This is a genomic window from Psychrobacter proteolyticus, from assembly GCF_038155145.1.
Classification (GTDB): Bacteria; Pseudomonadota; Gammaproteobacteria; order Pseudomonadales; family Moraxellaceae; genus Psychrobacter; species Psychrobacter proteolyticus_B.
Genome location: NZ_JBAKAY010000001.1, coordinates 429,884 through 448,637, shown reverse-complemented (window position 1 = coordinate 448,637; position 18,754 = coordinate 429,884). Strand labels below are relative to the sequence as shown.

Genomic DNA, 18,754 nt, shown 5'->3' with positions numbered 1-18,754 from the left:
AAGTTCGACTCTCTTGATACTAATTTTTAATGATGTGTCTTACTTATCAACATCGCTGTCTTTGCTTTTGGTATTGCTACCAGAGGTTTTCATATGAGCGGTAAGTGCTGCATTGCTATGATCATGCGCCATGACAAACTCAACATCGCTACGGAACCCAGCTTCCATCAGATGTAGCGCAACGCCTAAAGCAGCCTTGTCTTCATAAATGACCGCATAGAGCGCATGGGTAATTGGCATATAGATACCCGCTTTGGTCGCCTTTTCATGTACTTGCTGAATGGTATTCACCCCTTCAGCAGTTTGGCCAAGCTTCTTGACCGCGGCATCAATACTCATGCCGCGTCCAAGCATATTACCGATACGATAGTTACGACTCAGCTCTGAGCTACAAGTGGCGTATAAATCACCAACCCCTGACAAGCCCAAGAAAGTGAGCGGATTGGCACCTTCCTCAACACCAAAACGACTCATTTCTGCCAAAGCACGAGTAAGAATCATCGCCTTCGTATTCTCACCTACTTCATAAGCGGCCGCCATACCCATGGCAATTGCGTAGATGTTTTTGAGCGCGCCGCCAAGCTCGACGCCGCGTATATCATCACTAGCAAATACCCTAAAGAAGGCACTATGTAATGCTGCTTGTACGGCATGACGTAATGGTTCCGACTCACTTGCGATAACCGTAGCAGACGGCATATTTTTCATGATTTCGATAGCGAGGTTCGGCCCTGACATGACGCCAAAATTCACTTCTGGAAGCACTTCTTTAATAATATCACTCATCATCGCAAAGGTGTCTTTTTCCATACCTTTAGTCAACGATACAATAGACTGACCACTGATAAAAGGCGCGATGTTTTTTAGCGTTTCGCGAAAGGCCAAACCTGGCACAGCGATAAAAACAATGTCTTTATCTTTGACACTTGCCGCCAAATCATGGCTGTATTTCAGTCGATCATCAAGCTTATAGCTTGGTAGATACTTTTTATTGGTCTGTGTTTTGGCCATCGCTTTTACCGTACGCTTATTACGTACCCATAGCGTGGTATCACAGCCATTACGTGCGGCTAAATTTGCCATTGCCGTACCAAAGCTACCACCACCTAAAAACGCCAAACGCAGCTTGGTAGGATTGCTATGAATGTCGGCCATATCCTTTGCCACAGCGGATTCAACAGGGCTAGGATTTGATTTTTTACGGCCGAGACCTGACTTGGTTGCTCGCTCAAGAATACCTGCAAGCATACCATTCTGCTTTTCAGATGACTCTTTGTCCGCTTCATTATTAGCACTGGTGTTGTTTTTATTACTATTGTTAGGGCTTGTCATGTTCTTTTATCCGTGTTGACTGACGTGTTATCAATAGAATCTATCGTGCTCAGCTACTGGCCTTATTATCTTTGAATTACAACTTTGTGCAATTATAATCTTATAAATAGACAGTACTAAGCTACATTACGACTCGAAGCGAACTAGCGGTTCGATATCAATAGGTTTGCGTTTGGACTCATCCTTGGGACTTGTGCCAGTATAAACAAAAGCGGTCACATAATCATCTGGGCCTACACCAAAATATGCTTTTACTGCAGGCTCATTGCATAGCAGCCCAGTGCGCCAAACGGTACTAAATCCTTGGGCCTTTAATGCCAAGATTAGATTTTGTACAGCAGCACCTGCACTGAGCATCTGCTCAAAAGGTGGCACTTTTTTGTGTTCTTGCATTTGAGTCACAGCCGTTATGATTAGCGGCGCTCGCAGCGGCATATTTTTAGTTTTAGTGATGGTTTTTTCAGACAACTCTTCGCCATCTTGTAGCGCTTTTGCTTGGGCAGCTTCGAGCAAGGCACGGCCTAACTCGTGGCGCGCTTCACCTTGCGTCACAATAAACCGCCACGGACGCAATTTTTTATGATCTGGCGCAGTTGCCGCACACTCAATGGCAGACTCAATCTGCGCACGCGTCGGTGCTGGCTCATCTAGATTGCCCATACTGCGTCTTGAATTTATCCAACCTATCAGCTCGTCACTGGTAGATGATATGTCATTCGCTGCTACATTCTTAATAGACAGTTTGTTGTCTTCTATTTCTTGGCTTTCATTATCAACATTGTCAGTTGTAGTCATTGTTTTATCCTTATTTATTATTATCTATCACTACTTATTATTTATAATATCATTTTCTTATTTTTTAACAGCTATAGAGCAGTTGAGAGCTACACATTAGGCAGTCTCAACTCAACGATAAACTACGCAACATCTTCAACTCGGTGATCCATGCGTAGGTAGTCTTCTGACTGCATCTCAAGCAAGCGTGAACGAGTACGTTCAATCTCAAACGCCAATTTTTCTCCTTGGTACAAGTCTAGAATAGGCTGCTCTGCCCGTACCAATAGTTTTACACGGCGATCATAAAACTCATCGACGAGATAAATAAAGCGGCGCGTTGGATCACGCAAGTCGTCATCTAGTGCTGGCACAGAGTCAACTAAAACAGTGCTAAATCGTTTGGCAAGCTCAATAAAATCAGCGGCTGATCGCGGTGCCATACAGAGATGACGGAAGTCACAGAATAAGATATCTTCGGTACAAGCGTTGATTTTTACTTCTCGTCCATTGATAGTAATGGGCTCTTTACTGATTTTCTGATTATTTGACAAGCTCGCAAAACGGTTGGCTAGCCAATGATAGTTCGCCTTAGTAAGCGGCGCTTCGTATAATTCAGCTTGCTGCAATACGCGCAGACGATAATCAATTCCCGAGTCGATATTCATTACCGTCGTATGACGCTCAACTTCCGCAATGGCAGGCATAAAACGGTCACGATGTAAGCCATCTTTATACAATCCAGCTGGCTCAATGTTTGAAGTAGCAACCAAAGTAATACCGCGATTGAACAGCATAGTGAACAAATCGCCCAATATCATGGCATCAGAGACGTTAGAAACAAAAAACTCATCAAAACAGATGATAACCGCTTCGTTATAAATAATATCAGCGACTTTTTCGAGTGGATCGCTCTCACCTTGTAGTTTGTTAAGCTCTCTATGGACACGCTGCATAAAATGATGGAAATGCAGACGCATCTTGCGCTCGATGGTCAACGAGTCATAAAACATGTCCATCATCCACGTTTTGCCGCGGCCAACACCGCCCCACATATAAAGACCCGTTGGCGCGACAGGCTTAGATTTTAAAAAGCCAAAAAAACCTTTCTTTTGCGGTGCACTATTGATGAGCTGATGGTATATCTCATCAAGATAGCTCATGGCCTGAAATTGCTGCTCATCCCGAGTAAACTCATCTGTACTGACGGCTTTCTCGTAACGTTGCAATGGAGATAAACTCATAATACGACTCATCGTTGAATTAAATAAATATCAAAATAGTAGGATAATTTAGCATAACGCTGGTGCTGCCAAGCAAGCCATGCTAAAACATATCAAAACGGAAACTATCAAGCTGAGTTAGCTATGAATAAACTTAGCTGTCCTGCCCAAAGCTATGCTTGTCTAATAAACCTTTGAGCTCTGACAAGCGACCATGGAAGAAATGACCCGCGCCATCGACCACGCTGACTTCAATACCTAATCGGTCTGCAAATGCCTGCATATTATCAGGTTCAATCACCTCATCCGCATTACCATAAATCTCAAAAGTTCTATCCGCAGGCAAATTAATATCAGTACTGTCGTTTTTTTCGACTGATGGTGCGATAAGGGCGATTTTCGTCACTTCAAAGTCATCCAGTCCCCATATATGTGCGGCTTCAAGCACTTGCTCAGCCACGCGTGCAGTAACATAGCCACCAAAAGAAAAGCCACCCAGCCATAGCTTTCGAGCATTGGTTTGTTCAGCAATCCATTGTAGCACGGTCATTGCATCGACCACTTCACCTTCCGCATAATCATGCTCGCCTGTCGATTGGCCAACGCCGCGAAAGTTAAAGCGCACCACGTGCATACCATTATCACGGGCAAAGCGATACATGGTGGTGACCACTTTGTTATTCATCGTACCATCAAACAAAGGATTGGGATGGCACAGCAGCGCCACCGTGTCTGTACTTGGGTCATTGGGATTGTCATTTTGCCACAGTGCGTCAACCTCGAGCACGCCAGCAGGAGCAGGAATCAATTGCATAGTATTACTTATTAATAAAAAATGAATGGCTCAATTATCCTAGATACAATTTATATTTCAAGTGATTTGCTGTGTACGGATGCGACTTGTTTTATTTTTGGTCAATAACGGTTGTCTGCCGTTTTGGAATATTGCTGTTCTTGAAGTTTTAAATTGATTTATATCTAGGGCATGGTTCATCGGCAATATACCGGTAATACAGCACACAATAACTGTCTAGACAGGTAATATCTAGATAAGCTACATTCATAAAGCTTTGCCTATAGCTAAGACGTTCTGCTTATATAAATCAGGAATTATTTATGAATACTTTTAATAAAACTGCCAGTTTGACGGCTACGTTAGTGGTTGCACTTGCTTTGAGCGCCTGTCAGAGTACGCCTTCTTCACCCGTGATTCAGCGTGCCAACTCTATCTATGAGACAACCGGTATCGCTGATACCAAGGTCAAAGCACAACAAAATGCGATCGATAGTGCTCAAAAAACTTGTCGAAGCAAGCAAGTGATTATCGTTGATGACAACGTAAAATATAACGGTATCTTAAACGAACGCACTGGCCGTATGGTTGGCCAAGTAGGTGCTGTCGTTGGCTCGATATTTGGCACGGGTACACCAGATTTGTCACGTAGCGATGATTATGAATACACCATTAACTTCCGTTGCCAATAAATATCGTCCATATCATATAAATCAGATACAGTGTCAGGCTCACTCAGCCTACTATTTGTAGCACTTTCACTTGCCCTCCTTGTATCTAAATTATCTCGAACCGACTATATCTAGCTAAAAATATATATCTACTTTTCTCTACACGACAATCTCTTTTAGACGCAAACAGGTTTACGATCTAACCGCTAACATGAAGTGACATACAATCGTCCTCTGATTAAACAGCCAACAAACTGCGATATAGATAATATATCAATCAAAGCTTGTTGGCTTCGCTTTTTGTACTCTCTTTTTTAAGTTAAACTATCCGCTACGTATTCAGCACATCCTCGTCAGTCTTTATATTTTCATTATCTTTGGTCTAATATTATGCGCAAACCCAATCTTTCAAATATTAAACAGGCCAAAGTATTAGCACCTGCCAAAGATTTGGCTACCTTGGAAGCGGAACTCGCTGAGCAGGAAGACCATCTAGAGGATACGGTCCTACGCCTAAGTGATTACTTGTCAGCGGTTGAAATGGTCATCAAACAAACTTTTGACCACCGTGTATGGGTAAAAGCTGAAATTCGTAATCTGTCGAGTAAAGGTGGTCATTACTACTTTGAACTGGCAGAAAAAGATGACGATGGCAAAGTGGTCGCCAGCTGCCGTGGCAATCTCTGGCGTTTCAAAGCTGCTCGTGTATTAGCTAAGTTTGAACGTGCGACTGGTATGCCGCTTGAGCGTGATTTGACCGTACTTCTTAAAGTATCGGCAGGGTTCCATGCTCAGTACGGCTTTTCAATCACCATTGAAGATATTGATCCTAGCTATACGCTAGGCGACTTGGCACGGCAGTATGCAGAAATGGTTGACCGCTTAACAGGTGAAGGGCTATTACATCTTAATCAGCAGCTACCTGCTCCTTTTGATATCGAGCATGTGCTGGTCATCGCTCCTGAAAAGGCGGCTGGACTAGGAGATTTTCAAGCAGATGCCGATCGCTTAGCCAGTACAGGTGCGTGTCAGTTCCACTACCATAATGCAACCTTTCAGGGCAATCATGCACCCGCTGAAATCCGTCAAGCCATCGTTAGCGCCCAGCAGCAGTTTTACGATACTTATCAACGCCTACCAGACTTACTAGTCATCATTCGCGGCGGCGGTGCGGTTGGTGATTTGGCTTATCTCAATGATTATGAGTTGGCAGCTTTGGTTGCTGAGCAGCCTGTCCCTGTCTGGGTGGGTATCGGTCATGAACGTGACAAAGTCATCTTAGATGAAGTCGCTCATACTAGCTTTGATACACCCTCAAAGGTGATTGCTGCTATCCATAGCCACTTGGCCCAGCTCGTCACTCAGACGCTACAATATCAGGCACAAATCAAGCAAGCGGCTCAGCGTCAATTGAATACTGCTGAGCAACAAACTGCGCGACAGTTAAGTCAAATACAATCGCAAACGATTGGGCAGCTCACCGCTCTACGAAAAGACAGTGACTATGCATGGCGCAGTATTCAACAAAGTGCCCAGCGCCAAGTAAAGCAAGCCGTCAGACTGACGGCTGAGCGATACACACAAACGCAAACCTTGGCGCATCAACAACTTGTAAAAGCCGCTACCAATAGCAAAAGTTATCAAGAGTCAATCATGCAGAACGCGCAGCAGAAAATTGTGCAAGCACAGCGCGATAGCGAACATCTACGTGACATCGTGCTATTACATCGCCCGTCTCGCGTGCTCAAGCAAGGCTATACCATGCTAACGGATGCTCAAAACAAGCAAACCCTCACTAGTAGCAGCCAACTGTATCCTGAGCAAACCGTTAATATCATTTTAAAAGATGGCAACGCAAAAGCGCAGATTATAGATGTCACTATGGATAAGAAAGCGACGGAAACCTCAGGCGTTCCAACTTAATCACATAATAATATCTACAAATTACTCATCTACTTACCTTTAACAATTAGGAAATTTTATGACTACCCCTACTCGCAGACGCAAAAAAGCCGCCCCAAAAACCTTTAAGGCGGCTTACGATATTTTAAAAACCAATGCGGCTGAACTACAGCAACAGGACGAGCCTGATATTGATAATCTGATGACAACGGTTGAAGAGTCTATTGCCGCTTATCGCGTTTGCGAGACTCGTATCAATGCTGTACAGCAAGCACTGGATGCGGCCTTTGCCGAAGAAAAGTCCACCAGTAGTGTTGATAGTTAAAAAAACAGCCACTAAATAGCAGCTGATTAGTCAAACCAAGCGCATCAAGCTCATTTGGCAATGCACTTGCTTTGGATTTGATTTACTCTGGTTCATCAACCTCAAAGACTTGGCGCAGATAGGCAAGATACGTATCATTATTGATCATGGTCTTGCCTGGGCTATCAGACAGCTTGGCCACTGGCTGACCATTACACTCTACCAATTTAAGCACGATATTAATCGGTGTAATGCCCATATCATTGGTCAAATTGGTGCCGATGCCGAAACTGGTTCTAATGCGCCCTTTGAAATATTGATGCAGCTCCCACGCCTTCTCTAAATCCAACCCATCGCTAAAAGTTAGAATCTTGGTTTTTGGGTCTATCTTTAGCTTCTCATAATGGGCAATTGCCTTATCACCCCAAATATAAGGGTCGCCGCTATCATGACGCAGACCGTCGAATAGTTTAGCAAAATACAAATCGAAATCACGTAAGAACGCATCCATGCCGACTACGTCTGTCAATGCAATACCCAAGTCGCCACGATACTCATGCACCCACGCTTCAAGCGCAGCCTTTTGTGAGTCACGCAGACGCACATCTAATGCCTGAAATGCTTGCATAAACTCATGTGCCATCGTGCCTATCGGCGTCATTCCTAATTGCTTGGCCAAATACACATTAGATGTACCACCGACTATCTTTGGCTCAGCTTTATGTAGTGTCTCCACTACATGTGCCTGCCAGCGTCGACTAAAGCGTCTACGCGTGCCAAAATCCGCAACAATAAATGGCGGCGTCTCCTGACCGTACTGAGTTTGCGCATCGGCATACTGATGTAAGAGTGCTACTTTTGCATCGAGGCGATGTTGCCCTTCTTCAATCACACTGTCATTAGATAGCGCATTAAAATACAGCTCATTGACAATGGCTAGTACAAATACTTCAAAGAACATCGCTTGAATCATTGGCCCTTCGATATCGATAAACAGGCGACCTTTATCGTCTGTACTTACCGTAATAAAGCGGCGTTTTAGCTTAAATAATTCTAGATAATCAACGAAATCTGAGCGAATAAAGCGCAGGCTACGTAAGTACTCTAGCTCATCTGGCAAAAAGCGCAATTCGCATAAGCTGTCTAACTGCTGCTCTAGATCTTTTTGGATATCAGCCAACGGATAGGCTGCATCTTTATTGTTACGGCAGCGAAAGCGATAAACACCATGGGTTTGCGGGAACTGATGCAGCATGGCTTGTAACATCGTAAATTTGTACAAATCATTATCAAGCAATGAAGTAATAATAGGTGCATAAGAAACGGTCATGCTATGGCCTTAAAAGTGCAAAATAAGAAACAAACGTCATTTGATAGACAAAGCGACATCATATGTGGACGATAAACAATACACGCTCATTCATTATGAGCCATCGATAAACCGTTCAGTATAACGAAGTTTGGTATTTATTTCAGAGTTCACTTTTGATTGCAGTGAAATGATTGCGATTAATAGTGACTGCCAGCACCACATTTGTATGCTCAACAGATCCTAAAACCATTCATAAAAATATCGTATAAGTCTATCCAGACAATCCATTCATAGGTGGTTATTACAGCTTACGCTTTTGCACTCATAAACTGCTCGACATAGTCATCAGCAGGATTATTCCGCAACTCGCTTGGCGTCCCCGTTTGTATGAGTCGACCGCCATTTAGCATACTGATACGCTGACCTACTTTGACAGCTTCATCGATATCATGGGTAATAAATACGATGGTCTTGTTCAATCGCTCTTGCAATTCGAGTAATTGGTCTTGCAACTGGGCGCGAATGAGCGGATCAAGCGCAGAGAATGCTTCATCCATTAGTAGAATTGGATTGTCCGTCGCTAAGGCACGAGCCAGACCAACGCGCTGCTGCATCCCCCCTGACAACTCATCAGGGTAGCTGTTTTCCAAATTCGATAGACCGACTTCATTGAGCCAATGTCGTGCCGTTTCATGTCGCTCGTTTACGCTCATTTTTCGAACACGCAGCCCATAAGCGACGTTTTGTATGACCGTCATGTGCGGCACTAAGCCGAAATGCTGAAAAACCATACTGACTGTCTGCTGACGATAATGCTGCAACTGCTTATCGTTGAGCGCTAAAATATTAATAGCCATAGCAGAACTGTCTTCTACTGCCGTACTTGTATTATCTGTCACTGATTGCCTATCAGCCATTGTATAAGTCGCATCTTCTCTATTCAGAGCAGTATCTACCCATATCTCACCACTGGTTGGATCTATCAAGCGGTTAATATGGCGTATCAGCGTTGACTTGCCCGAGCCTGACAGTCCCATGATGCAATGCAACTCGCCTGCCTTGATATCTAGATTGATATTATACAGACCAACTGAATAGCCCGTTTGCTCTTTTACTTTGATGCTATCCATACCCTCAGCCAGCAATGCCAATGCAGACTGTGCTTGCGTACTACTGGCATTATAAATCTTACTGATATTTTTTAATTGGATATGATTCATCGGTGCTCTCACTATTCACGTGGTTTTAGTATTAGGGCTTCGGTCGATTACCATGGATTCAGTCATATACCACTAGATAATTTTTTATCCAATCGGACGTCTGCCAGCTTCTATGGTTTTTTGACGGGTACGCTTACCTTGACCGAATGCTTGCGTGATACGGTCAATGATAATAGCAACAATAACGATGGCCGTACCTGCTTGTAGACCCTGACCGATATTGAGCGTTTGGATAGACTGCAATACATCTTCACCAAGCCCAGGAGCACCAATCATTGAGGCCAATACCACCATGGCAAGTGACATCATCACAGCCTGATTGATACCTGCCATAATACTGGGCAACGCTTGTGGCAATTTAATCCAGAGAAGTAGCTGTAAATGCGTACTACCAAAGGAGCGTCCTGCTTCGACCATTTCATGATTGACTTGTGTAATCCCTAATGTCGTCAGACGAATCAAGGGCGGCAACGCATAAATCACAGTCGCAAATAACGCAGGCACTTTACCAATACCAAACAACATCAGCACTGGTATGAGATATACAAAACTCGGCATGGTCTGCATGATATCTAGCACTGGTGTCACAATCTTGCGTAGCAGTTCGCTACCTGACATAGCGATACCAATAGGAATACCAATCACCACCGTAACTAGTACCGATACGATAAGCAGCGCTAAAGTATCAATCAGTGCGCCCCATAAACCAAAAGCGCCAATCAAAAACAGCCCTGCACCACATGCCAGCGCGAACCAAATCTTGCGAACACCAAGCCAGCCAAGCACAGTCACAAATGCAATAATCAACCAAGGCGGGATAACCGTTAATAATCGTTCAATAGGTAGTAGCAAATAAGTAAGCGCCATAGTGCTAATAGTACGAAATACATCACCATAACTTTGAACGACGTTTGCTAAAGCGTTATTGAGTGGGGTCTCAAGCGACCATGAAGGAAAGCTTGAGGCGAGCGCTGACGCATTGATACTAGATGTAGTTGTAGAGACAGCACCCGTTAAGCTAAGGCCTAACTTGGTAGCGAGGTTGGTAGCGGCCTCATCGGATAACCATGCTTGCCAAACCTCTGGGTTGTCACGCAAAAACACCATGGCTTGCTCATCGCCAGTGCGTTTACTTTCGCTCATCTCCAAGATAGCACCGTTGAGCTCATCAGAGGTAAATTGCACCTTTTCAAAGACAGCTGCTAGTTCAGGATTGGATTCGACAAACGGGGTAGAAACGGCAATACCTAACGGTGATACTGGGAATCCTGATACGCAATCCATCTTACCATCAGCGAGCAGCAGATTTTGCCAACAATCATCCTCATAAGCTGGGAACTCTAGTGGCGCAAGGTCATATTTTGCCATTAGTCCAGTGGGCTGCCAGTAGTAAAATAACAGTGGCTTATGCTGTTCAAAAGCGGAGGCAATTTCGGCATCGAGAGCAGCACCCGTACCAGGGTGTGCGTTGTTAAAAAGGCTGTCTAGGCCGGTGGTTTTTAGCAAACGTGTGTTAAAAATCTCACATGTCCAACCAGAGGGGCAGTTCATAAAGCGAGATTTACCAGGGTCTTCAGGGTCTTTAAATAGCTCAGTATATTTAGGCAAATCTTGATAGCTGCGAAGTCCTGGATTCTCTTCCAAGACGTATCGCGGGACATACCAGCCTTGAGTTGCACCACCTTTTAGCGTATCGCCGATGATGGCCACTTTATTCTGCTCAATGGCTTTTTCCATGATTGGCGAGCGACCAACCCACTGCTCCCCGATGACCTGAATGTCATTTTGTGATAGTGCTGTATCAAGTGCAGGCCCTGCTCCTGGTACTTCTTCTACTGTGCAGCCGTACCCATCTTCTACGATATGTTTGAGTACACCAGAGGTGAACTGCCCACTCTCCCATGTCAGTGCCCCAAATTTAATCGGCGAGTTGCAGGCAGCAGACGCCGATACAGGCAATAGTATCGCGCTCATCCACAGTAAGCTCAATGCAATCCATTGGCGCATACTCTTTCCTATTATTATGTTGTATCGGCATGAAATCACTATTAGAACAATAGAACTAAAAATCAGCTGAAAGGTCTATATCATGTTTACCAATGCTGGCTCTAGACCATTCAGCTACTATCTACTGTTGTTTAGACTTACTACAAAGTGTAGCGATTTATAGAAGTGATGACAAACGCTTATTTGTCGATTAGTTCAGTATATAAATTTACGATAATCTTGATAAAGCTCTTATGACAAGTCGCTCTTAATTTGAGAAATCTATATTTGAGAAGTCATATTTTAGACAAAAAAATAGCACCTATCTGGATAGGTGCTATTGGTTATGGAATCGATTAAAAAAGGTTACTATTAATTCCTATAGCTACTATAAAATGTTTAACTAAAGAATCGTTATTTCAAAAACAGCGCCATCGCCTTTTTAAACAGTCCACCATAAGGCGGCAATAGTAAGTTCAGACCATTGAGTTTAGTTTGGACAAAAATTGGCTTCATATGGCTTAGACGTTCAAAGCCAGCCTTACCATGGTACGCGCCAGTACCAGAATCACCCACACCACCAAATGGCAAATCGTGCTGAGCCACATGTATCAAAACTTCGTTGATACACAGACCACCCGAGACCGTATTGTTACGCACGTTTTCGATACTACTGTAGTTGTCACTAAACACATATAGCGCCAATGGACGTGGACGCGAGTTCACAAAGTAAATGGCATCATCAAGCGTCTCATAATGCATCAGCGGCAAAATCGGGGCAAAAATCTCGTTTTGCATAAGGTCGCTATCAGGCTCAGGCTCGCTGACGATGACTGGCGGCATTAGACGGGTTTCTATATTAGGCTCAACGGCAGTTAACGCATGTACCTCACCACCTGTTAGTGCATCTAGATAGCCTTTTACCCGTTTGAACTGCTCACTATTAATAATGCGAGAGTAATCTGGGTTTTCTTCGATATCAGGATAATGCTTGGTCATCCACTCTTTTGCGAGTTGGATAAACTGGTCATGGTATTGGCGCTGAATCAAAACATAATCTGGCGCAATACACGTCTGTCCAGCATTTAGTGTCTTACCCATCATCACACGATTAACGACAGACTCTAGATTGGCATCATCTAGTACAATCACTGGTGATTTACCGCCAAGCTCAAGCGTCACTGGTGTTAGATTTGGCGCAGCGGCAGCCATGACCTTTTTGCCCACCGCAGTCGATCCGGTATATAGCAGATGGTCAAATGGTAGCTCACTAAAGGCAGCGGCAATCTCAACTTCACCGAGTACCACACAGATCATATCTGGCGAAAAATAACGAGCAATGGCGTCAGCAAACGTCTGAGCAAATTGCGGCGCGGCTTCACTCATCTTGACCATTATGCGGTTGCCTGCGGTGATTGCATCAATCATTGGGCCGATTGCTAAAAATAACGGATAGTTCCAAGGCACCATGATACCGACCACACCCAATGGCTGAGGTTGGATTTCATTATGGGCTGGCATATATAGCGCTGAAATCGGCGCACGATGTGCTTTCATCCATTTTTTGCCGTGTTTTTTGGCGTGGCTAATACCGGTAAAGCTAGGAAACAACTCAGCAAACTGCGTCTCTGACCGGCTACGATAGCCAAAATCTGCACTAATCGCCTTTGCAAAACTCTCTTGGTTATCACTAAGCATCACTTCTAGATTGTCTAGCTGCATCGTACGAGTGCCCCAATCGTTGATTGGCTGGGTGCGGCTTAACATTTGCAAGCGTGAAAATTGCGCTTTCATCTCATCGATAGTCGTCGCCGTACTTAGGGCTTCAGGCACACGCTGCAGCGCAAAACCAGTCTCGGTCACTGGCTGCTCATGGGCGCTTTGGTTGCTATCTGTCATTTGTCTTCCTTGTCATAATCATAGTAATAGTCATAAGGTTTGTAGTCACTACATTATATTGGGTTAGAGGCTCTATCTTTCTAGTCAGGTGCACTCTTTGATAACCTACTCTGACTATAAATTTCATCAGATTCCATTCATCACACTTTAATGTAGCGCATCGACTGAGCAATGAACAGCACCTTTGGTTGACTACTGCGTCTGTACTAACAGTACCTTTGTAAGCGACCTACCACTGTTCTATACCAGTTACTTTTTCGTCCATTGTTAGCATTTACACCACTTGCAGACATTACGACAGTATATATCTTTGGGCGATAGTCGCCAAAACTGCTACACTACCGATGAGCATTATTTATTTTAAACTTGATAATAATAAGACAGATACTCTCATGCAAAATGACACACAACTCCTTAATGATACGCTTGTCAGCAAATCTCTCTCAGCGGCCGATTATGTCCCTACTCTCGATGCGATGCTAGCACGCACCCTTGAACGTATCGATCTAAAGAAACGACAAGGGCTGCGTACGCCTGATGAATTATGGATTGTCGATCATAACGATGTCTACACGCTTGGACAGGCAGGCAAAGAAGAACACATATTACAGCGTACTGATACGCCTATCATCAAGACCGATCGCGGTGGTCAGGTGACATGGCACGGTCATGGACAGTTAGTGCTCTATTGGTTGTTTGACTTGGACAGCCTCAAATGGAGTGTGCGCAATCTTGTCTCCCATGCTGAGCAAGCGATAGAAGACGTCATCAATGACTGTTTGCGTAGCTCACCATCTAGCAGCGACAATATCAGTGCTCATGCGCGCCGTGATGCCCCTGGTGTCTACTTATATGCAGATACTGCTGCAACAGATGACAGTACCTCTACAGATGACAACTCTCTTGATAATAAGATTATGCTTGGCAAAATGGCCTCGCTAGGCTTTAAGATTAAGCATGGCTTTAGCTACCATGGTATTGCGATTAATTTAAATTGTGACCTATCTTCATTTAACGCCATTAATCCTTGTGGCTATGCTGGCATGCAAATGTTGCGACTGTCTGACTTTGTAGCCATGCAGACAGATTCAGAGCAAACAGAGCCAGAGGCGCAAACCGAGCAGCAAATGAGCGATTTATTCAGCTATGAAACAGTCACTCAAAAACTTATTGATAATATCGCCAAGCGCCATGCTGGACTGATTGAGTTGCGAGCTATCGCGCCTAAGTGAGTTTTGAGCCCGTTTTTGCATAATCTTTTTTTGCATAATATCTTGCACGCTTAGACTTAAGCATTAAGAGAAAATTCAGTACAAACTTGCTATAATCGCATGCAGTACAAATCGGACGCAGCAACTATCCTTGCTGTGTCCCTAGCTCAACCCCTTATTCAAACATTTAAAACAAAAGCAAATTGGAGCATTTTATGGCAGATTTTAACAAAATTTTGGACGCAGGCGACGTAGACGGCGGCATCATCAACGTAGTAGTAGAGATCCCAGCTGGTAGCAGCCATAAAATTGAGTGGAATCGCGAATTAGCAGTATTTGAGCTTGACCGTATTGACCCACAGATTTTTGCTAAACCTTGTAACTATGGTTTCATCCCACAAACACTTGACGAAGACGGCGATGAGCTTGACGTATTGCTATTGACTGAGCAGCCACTACCGACTGGTATTTTCTTAAAAGCAAAAGTTATCGGCGTAATGAAGTTTGTTGATGATGGCGAAGTAGATGACAAAATCGTTGTTGTCCCTGCTGACGACCGTGACACAGGCAATGCTTACAACAGCTTAGAAGACCTACCAAAGCAGTTGATCAACCAATTAGAGTTCCATTTCAGCCATTACAAAGACCTGAAAAAAGCTGGTACGACGGTTGTTGAATCTTGGGGTGATGTCGCCGAAGCGAAAGAAGTTATCAAAGAGTCTATCCAACGCTGGAAAGATCTATAATTATCAAATATTGGCAAAAATACCAATAACGATAAATCATACAATACCGCAGTCACCATAGTGGCCGCGGTATTTTTTTGCTTGAACATTGCTTATCTAACATGGTTATAATGAGCATATTACTCATTCACACTTATACGCCGTAATAAGGACAGTCATGTTTAACCCCGACCCTAGCGCAAAACCGGTCAATACCAAGTTGCCAAGAGACGTCATTATGATGGTCGAAAAAAACAACCTAGTAATGGCCATTAAAACTTTGGCGGCAGACGAAAACATCAGTATGGATGAAGCCAAAAGTAGAATTGATGCTTATGAGACTCAGCTAAAGGTAAAGCAACAACAGAAGCTCAATACTATCGCTAGTAAACAAGGCATTCCAAATCAAGCCATCAGCTTTGATAGAGAACAAGAAGAAGACGAGCCTGGGCTATTGGTAAAAAATCGTGTTAAAACCACCAAACAGAGTCAAGGGTTTAAGGGGCTACAAGATGGTGTCGATAGTCAGTTGAATGACTTAGGCTACAAGAAACCCCTACTACCTTATTGGCTAAAACGACTGCTCGTCATTGCTGTCTTGATGATAGGAATATTTTGGATATTGTGGCGAGTATTTGGTTAAGTAATTTAGCTAAATAAAGGGCTGAATAAACATACCTTCTATAAGACTACATACCGGCAAGCTATAATTTAAGAATGTAGCTAGCCAGTATGCTAATAGAACACCTGCTTCTAAAGTATCTTATCGCATCTGCTAATCTCGAACTACTTAGAGTAATCCTTTATATAAAAAGTAACAGCCTACGATGGTTAACAGTACTGCAAAGCATTTTTTCAGCAACTGCGGTGATAATGCATGAGCGACTTTTGCGCCTAGCTTGGCGGTGAAAAAGCTCATGATGCTAATGCCCAAAAAAGCATAGATGTGAACAAAGCCAATCGTATTGGGCACATCAACTTGCGCCTGCATGCCAAAGAACATAAATCCTAGCGCACCTGCAATCGCGATAGGCAATCCACAAGCTGCTGAGGTTCCAACGGCTTTTTGCATAACTACACCGTAACGCGTGAGGTAAGGTACGGTTAAGCTACCACCGCCAATCCCAAAAATAGCAGAAGCGATACCGATACCCGCCCCTGCTGCTAATTGCTTAGGTTTTGAGGGCAAAGCTATATGGACATTGCCAGCATCGCTATTTGCTTTCTTTTTGCCACCCATAAACATTTTATAAGCGACCCAAAGCAAAAACACACCTACAATCAACTGCAGATACAACCCAGATATCTGTCCTGCGATCCCCGCCCCTAAAAAGCACCCTATCGCCAAACCTGGCGTCAGATTTTTAAAGACAGGCCACATGACTGCGCCCTTTTTGTTATGCGCCATGAGCGAGCTTATGGATGTAACGATAATAGTCGCCAGTGAAGTACCCAAGGCCAAGTGCATAATACTGTCAGGACTGTAACCCATTTGCGTAAAGACAATAAATAGCAGTGGTACGATAATAGTGCCACCGCCTACTCCAAATAGCCCCGCAGCAAATCCTGCTAGCGCCCCTATTATTAAAAAAGTTATTAATTCCACAGGATAGTTACTTCTTATTTAGATTTAATGAGATGATTATTATAGTTAAATGACTGCTCAATATTGCACGAGCAATAGCCCATAGGCTTAGGTGTTGGATAATAGGTATTGGATTAAACAAGTTCCACTTGCCCAACTCTAGAATAGGCACGATTAAAGTAAACCAACCCTTCATCAGTTCCGCCTTGTGGCTCAGCCTGATTGATGGCGACAACGTGGCACATAAAGACGCTATGCGTGCCGACTTCTTGAATTTGTTCAATCTCACAATCAAAGCTGACCAAGGCATCCTCCAATACAGGAGCGCCTGTTTGTAATTGTGTCCAAGAACCATATTCAAACCGTTCTTCTGAACACAGTTTAGAGGCAAAAGCATTGGATAGCTGCTCATGTTGCGCGCCTAACACATTGACACTTAGAATCTTATTTTCCAGAAAGTAGCCATGTGACCGAGACGTTTGATTCATACAGACAAGCAAGGTCGGCGGTGTGTCTGTGACACTACATACTGCCGATGCTGTAAACCCATGCACGCCCGTTGCACCTGCTGTGGTCACCACATTGACCGCAGTCGTTAACAAAGACATGGCATCTCTAAAGTCGGTCGCGTCAATCCTATCTTTAATCATTGCTTCAATCCTGGGAAACATTAAAAAATAACGTTAAAAAATTGTGCTTCAATTTTAGTTTTACAAAGGAAATTCTTTAAATAGAATTTCCTAAACGGCTCAACTCTAAGCAGTCAGTTCTTGACGAACGATTTGAGCACCAGCGCTTAATGCCGCGAGCTTACCACGGGCGACTTGGCGAGACAAAGGTGCCATGCCGCAGTTGGTCGCAGGATACAGCTTGTCAGCATCAACGAATTGTAGCGCTTTGCGTAGCGTATCTGCCACCTCTTCTGGTGTCTCGATAGTGTTGGTTGCCACATCAATGGCACCAACCATCACCTTTTTACCGCGAATCAGCTCAATCAGATCCATAGGTACACGTGAGTTTTGACACTCCAGTGAGATGATATCGATTTTCGACTGTTGCAGTTTAGGGAACGCTTTTTCGTATTCGCGCCACTCTGAGCCCAGTGTCTTTTTCCAATCAGTATTAGCTTTTATTCCATAACCGTAGCAAATATGGACAGCTGTCTCACACTTTAGACCTTCAATAGCGCGCTCTAAAGTTGCAATACCCCAGTCGTTCACATCATCAAAGAATACATTAAATGCAGGCTCATCAAACTGGATAATATCAACGCCAGCCGCTTCTAATTCTTTCGCTTCTTGGTTCAGAATTTTAGCAAATTCCCAAGCCAATTTTTCACGGCTTTTATAATGACCGTCATATAACGTATCAATCATCGTCATCGGCCCTGGCAACGCCCATTTGATTGGCTGGTCGGTTTGCTGACGTAAAAACTTGGCATCATCAACGAACACGGACTTCGGGCGACTCACCGCACCAACGACTGATGGCACACTCGCATCGTAGCGATTACGGATTTTGACCGTTTCACGCTTCTCAAAGTCAACACCATCAAGGTGCTCGATGAATGTAGTCACAAAATGCTGACGGGTCTGCTCGCCATCACTGACAATATCAATCCCTGCATGCTGTTGTTCTTGCAATGATACGCGTAGCGCATCTTGCTTGGCTTCAAGCAACTGCTCGCCCTCTAACGCCCAAGGTGACCAAATTTTCTCGGGTTCTGCTAGCCAAGACGGTTTTGGTAAGCTGCCAGCGGTAGACGTCGGTAATAGTAGTTTCATACGATTTATCTTCTAATTAACTTATTTTTTATT

17 protein-coding genes are annotated in these 18,754 nt (G+C 43.9%); 6 read left to right on the top strand and 11 right to left on the bottom strand.

All coding sequences use genetic code 11. The features are described 5' to 3' along the window. Positions 1-39 precede the first annotated feature (39 nt). The 4 genes from V6252_RS01760 to V6252_RS01745 form a co-directional block, all read right to left on the bottom strand. Positions 40-1,332: an NAD(P)H-dependent glycerol-3-phosphate dehydrogenase gene (locus tag V6252_RS01760; RefSeq protein ID WP_341609029.1), complete on the bottom strand. Its 1,293-nt coding sequence runs from the start codon at positions 1,330-1,332 to the stop codon at positions 40-42. 126 nt (positions 1,333-1,458) lie between these two features. Further along, the gene (locus V6252_RS01755) at positions 1,459-2,127 is read right to left on the bottom strand and encodes a nitroreductase (RefSeq protein ID WP_341609028.1); all 669 of its coding nucleotides are present in this window, start codon (positions 2,125-2,127) and stop codon (positions 1,459-1,461) included. Between the two features lie 122 nt (positions 2,128-2,249). Next, the gene (gene zapE / locus V6252_RS01750; protein WP_341609027.1) at positions 2,250-3,350 is read right to left on the bottom strand and encodes a cell division protein ZapE; all 1,101 of its coding nucleotides are present in this window, start codon (positions 3,348-3,350) and stop codon (positions 2,250-2,252) included. Positions 3,351-3,483: 133 nt separating this feature from the next. Next, a complete protein-coding gene (locus V6252_RS01745) occupies positions 3,484-4,143 on the bottom strand; it encodes an alpha/beta hydrolase (protein WP_261868888.1) in 660 nt (219 codons plus the stop codon). Positions 4,144-4,445: 302 nt separating this feature from the next. Here V6252_RS01745 and V6252_RS01740 point away from each other — a divergent pair, with 302 nt between their 5' ends. The 3 genes from V6252_RS01740 to xseB all read left to right on the top strand — a co-directional run bounded on the left by V6252_RS01740 (position 4,446) and on the right by xseB (position 7,020). Continuing rightward, on the top strand, positions 4,446-4,814 hold the full coding sequence (locus V6252_RS01740; protein WP_296210987.1) for a hypothetical protein: 369 nt from the start codon (positions 4,446-4,448) through the stop codon (positions 4,812-4,814). 369 nt (positions 4,815-5,183) lie between these two features. Further along, positions 5,184-6,716 carry an exodeoxyribonuclease VII large subunit gene (gene xseA, locus V6252_RS01735; protein ID WP_341609026.1) on the top strand — a complete coding sequence of 511 codons (1,533 nt, stop codon included), beginning with the start codon at positions 5,184-5,186 and terminating at the stop codon, positions 6,714-6,716. Positions 6,717-6,774: 58 nt separating this feature from the next. Continuing rightward, positions 6,775-7,020 (top strand): exodeoxyribonuclease VII small subunit, encoded by a 246-nt coding sequence (gene xseB, locus V6252_RS01730; protein WP_101205385.1) that lies wholly within the window; start codon positions 6,775-6,777, stop codon positions 7,018-7,020. An 82-nt stretch (positions 7,021-7,102) separates the two neighbouring features. Here the strand turns inward: xseB and pncB are convergent, their stop codons facing one another. The 4 genes from pncB to V6252_RS01710 form a co-directional block, all read right to left on the bottom strand. Next, positions 7,103-8,329: a nicotinate phosphoribosyltransferase gene (pncB, locus tag V6252_RS01725; protein WP_341609025.1), complete on the bottom strand. Its 1,227-nt coding sequence runs from the start codon at positions 8,327-8,329 to the stop codon at positions 7,103-7,105. 290 nt (positions 8,330-8,619) lie between these two features. After that, on the bottom strand, positions 8,620-9,531 hold the full coding sequence (locus V6252_RS01720; RefSeq protein WP_341609024.1) for an ATP-binding cassette domain-containing protein: 912 nt from the start codon (positions 9,529-9,531) through the stop codon (positions 8,620-8,622). A gap of 84 nt (positions 9,532-9,615) precedes the next feature. Continuing rightward, positions 9,616-11,538, bottom strand: coding sequence for a glycine betaine ABC transporter substrate-binding protein (locus tag V6252_RS01715; RefSeq protein ID WP_341609023.1), 1,923 nt, complete (start codon positions 11,536-11,538; stop codon positions 9,616-9,618). Positions 11,539-11,931: 393 nt separating this feature from the next. Continuing rightward, positions 11,932-13,416, bottom strand: coding sequence for a coniferyl aldehyde dehydrogenase (locus V6252_RS01710; protein WP_425355835.1), 1,485 nt, complete (start codon positions 13,414-13,416; stop codon positions 11,932-11,934). 392 nt (positions 13,417-13,808) lie between these two features. Between V6252_RS01710 and lipB the strand changes: the two genes are divergently transcribed. The 3 genes from lipB to V6252_RS01695 all read left to right on the top strand — a co-directional run bounded on the left by lipB (position 13,809) and on the right by V6252_RS01695 (position 15,995). Continuing rightward, positions 13,809-14,648, top strand: a complete 840-nt coding sequence (lipB, locus tag V6252_RS01705) for a lipoyl(octanoyl) transferase LipB (RefSeq protein WP_341609022.1) — start codon at positions 13,809-13,811, stop codon at positions 14,646-14,648. Between the two features lie 194 nt (positions 14,649-14,842). Beyond that, positions 14,843-15,373, top strand: coding sequence for an inorganic diphosphatase (locus V6252_RS01700; RefSeq protein WP_057759479.1), 531 nt, complete (start codon positions 14,843-14,845; stop codon positions 15,371-15,373). A gap of 157 nt (positions 15,374-15,530) precedes the next feature. After that, positions 15,531-15,995 carry a hypothetical protein gene (locus tag V6252_RS01695; RefSeq protein WP_341609021.1) on the top strand — a complete coding sequence of 155 codons (465 nt, stop codon included), beginning with the start codon at positions 15,531-15,533 and terminating at the stop codon, positions 15,993-15,995. Positions 15,996-16,142: 147 nt separating this feature from the next. Here V6252_RS01695 and V6252_RS01690 read toward each other — a convergent pair whose 3' ends face one another. From V6252_RS01690 to V6252_RS01680, 3 genes are all read right to left on the bottom strand, one after another. Beyond that, positions 16,143-16,958: a sulfite exporter TauE/SafE family protein gene (locus V6252_RS01690; RefSeq protein ID WP_341609020.1), complete on the bottom strand. Its 816-nt coding sequence runs from the start codon at positions 16,956-16,958 to the stop codon at positions 16,143-16,145. 113 nt (positions 16,959-17,071) lie between these two features. Next, positions 17,072-17,587 (bottom strand): flavin reductase, encoded by a 516-nt coding sequence (locus V6252_RS01685; RefSeq protein ID WP_341609019.1) that lies wholly within the window; start codon positions 17,585-17,587, stop codon positions 17,072-17,074. Between the two features lie 105 nt (positions 17,588-17,692). Then, positions 17,693-18,721, bottom strand: coding sequence for a methionine synthase (locus V6252_RS01680; RefSeq protein WP_102090954.1), 1,029 nt, complete (start codon positions 18,719-18,721; stop codon positions 17,693-17,695). Positions 18,722-18,754 lie beyond the last annotated feature (33 nt).

Coding starts and splice junctions, on each gene's coding strand:
- V6252_RS01760 (WP_341609029.1), bottom strand. CDS start 1,332: ATGACAAGCCCTAACAATAGTAATAAAAACAACACCAGTGCTAATAAT.
- V6252_RS01755 (WP_341609028.1), bottom strand. CDS start 2,127: ATGACTACAACTGACAATGTTGATAATGAAAGCCAAGAAATAGAAGAC.
- zapE (WP_341609027.1), bottom strand. CDS start 3,350: ATGAGTTTATCTCCATTGCAACGTTACGAGAAAGCCGTCAGTACAGAT.
- V6252_RS01745 (WP_261868888.1), bottom strand. CDS start 4,143: ATGCAATTGATTCCTGCTCCTGCTGGCGTGCTCGAGGTTGACGCACTG.
- V6252_RS01740 (WP_296210987.1), top strand. CDS start 4,446: ATGAATACTTTTAATAAAACTGCCAGTTTGACGGCTACGTTAGTGGTT.
- xseA (WP_341609026.1), top strand. CDS start 5,184: ATGCGCAAACCCAATCTTTCAAATATTAAACAGGCCAAAGTATTAGCA.
- xseB (WP_101205385.1), top strand. CDS start 6,775: ATGACTACCCCTACTCGCAGACGCAAAAAAGCCGCCCCAAAAACCTTT.
- pncB (WP_341609025.1), bottom strand. CDS start 8,329: ATGACCGTTTCTTATGCACCTATTATTACTTCATTGCTTGATAATGAT.
- V6252_RS01720 (WP_341609024.1), bottom strand. CDS start 9,531: ATGAATCATATCCAATTAAAAAATATCAGTAAGATTTATAATGCCAGT.
- V6252_RS01715 (WP_341609023.1), bottom strand. CDS start 11,538: ATGCGCCAATGGATTGCATTGAGCTTACTGTGGATGAGCGCGATACTA.
- V6252_RS01710 (WP_425355835.1), bottom strand. CDS start 13,416: ATGACAGATAGCAACCAAAGCGCCCATGAGCAGCCAGTGACCGAGACT.
- lipB (WP_341609022.1), top strand. CDS start 13,809: ATGCAAAATGACACACAACTCCTTAATGATACGCTTGTCAGCAAATCT.
- V6252_RS01700 (WP_057759479.1), top strand. CDS start 14,843: ATGGCAGATTTTAACAAAATTTTGGACGCAGGCGACGTAGACGGCGGC.
- V6252_RS01695 (WP_341609021.1), top strand. CDS start 15,531: ATGTTTAACCCCGACCCTAGCGCAAAACCGGTCAATACCAAGTTGCCA.
- V6252_RS01685 (WP_341609019.1), bottom strand. CDS start 17,587: ATGATTAAAGATAGGATTGACGCGACCGACTTTAGAGATGCCATGTCT.
- V6252_RS01680 (WP_102090954.1), bottom strand. CDS start 18,721: ATGAAACTACTATTACCGACGTCTACCGCTGGCAGCTTACCAAAACCG.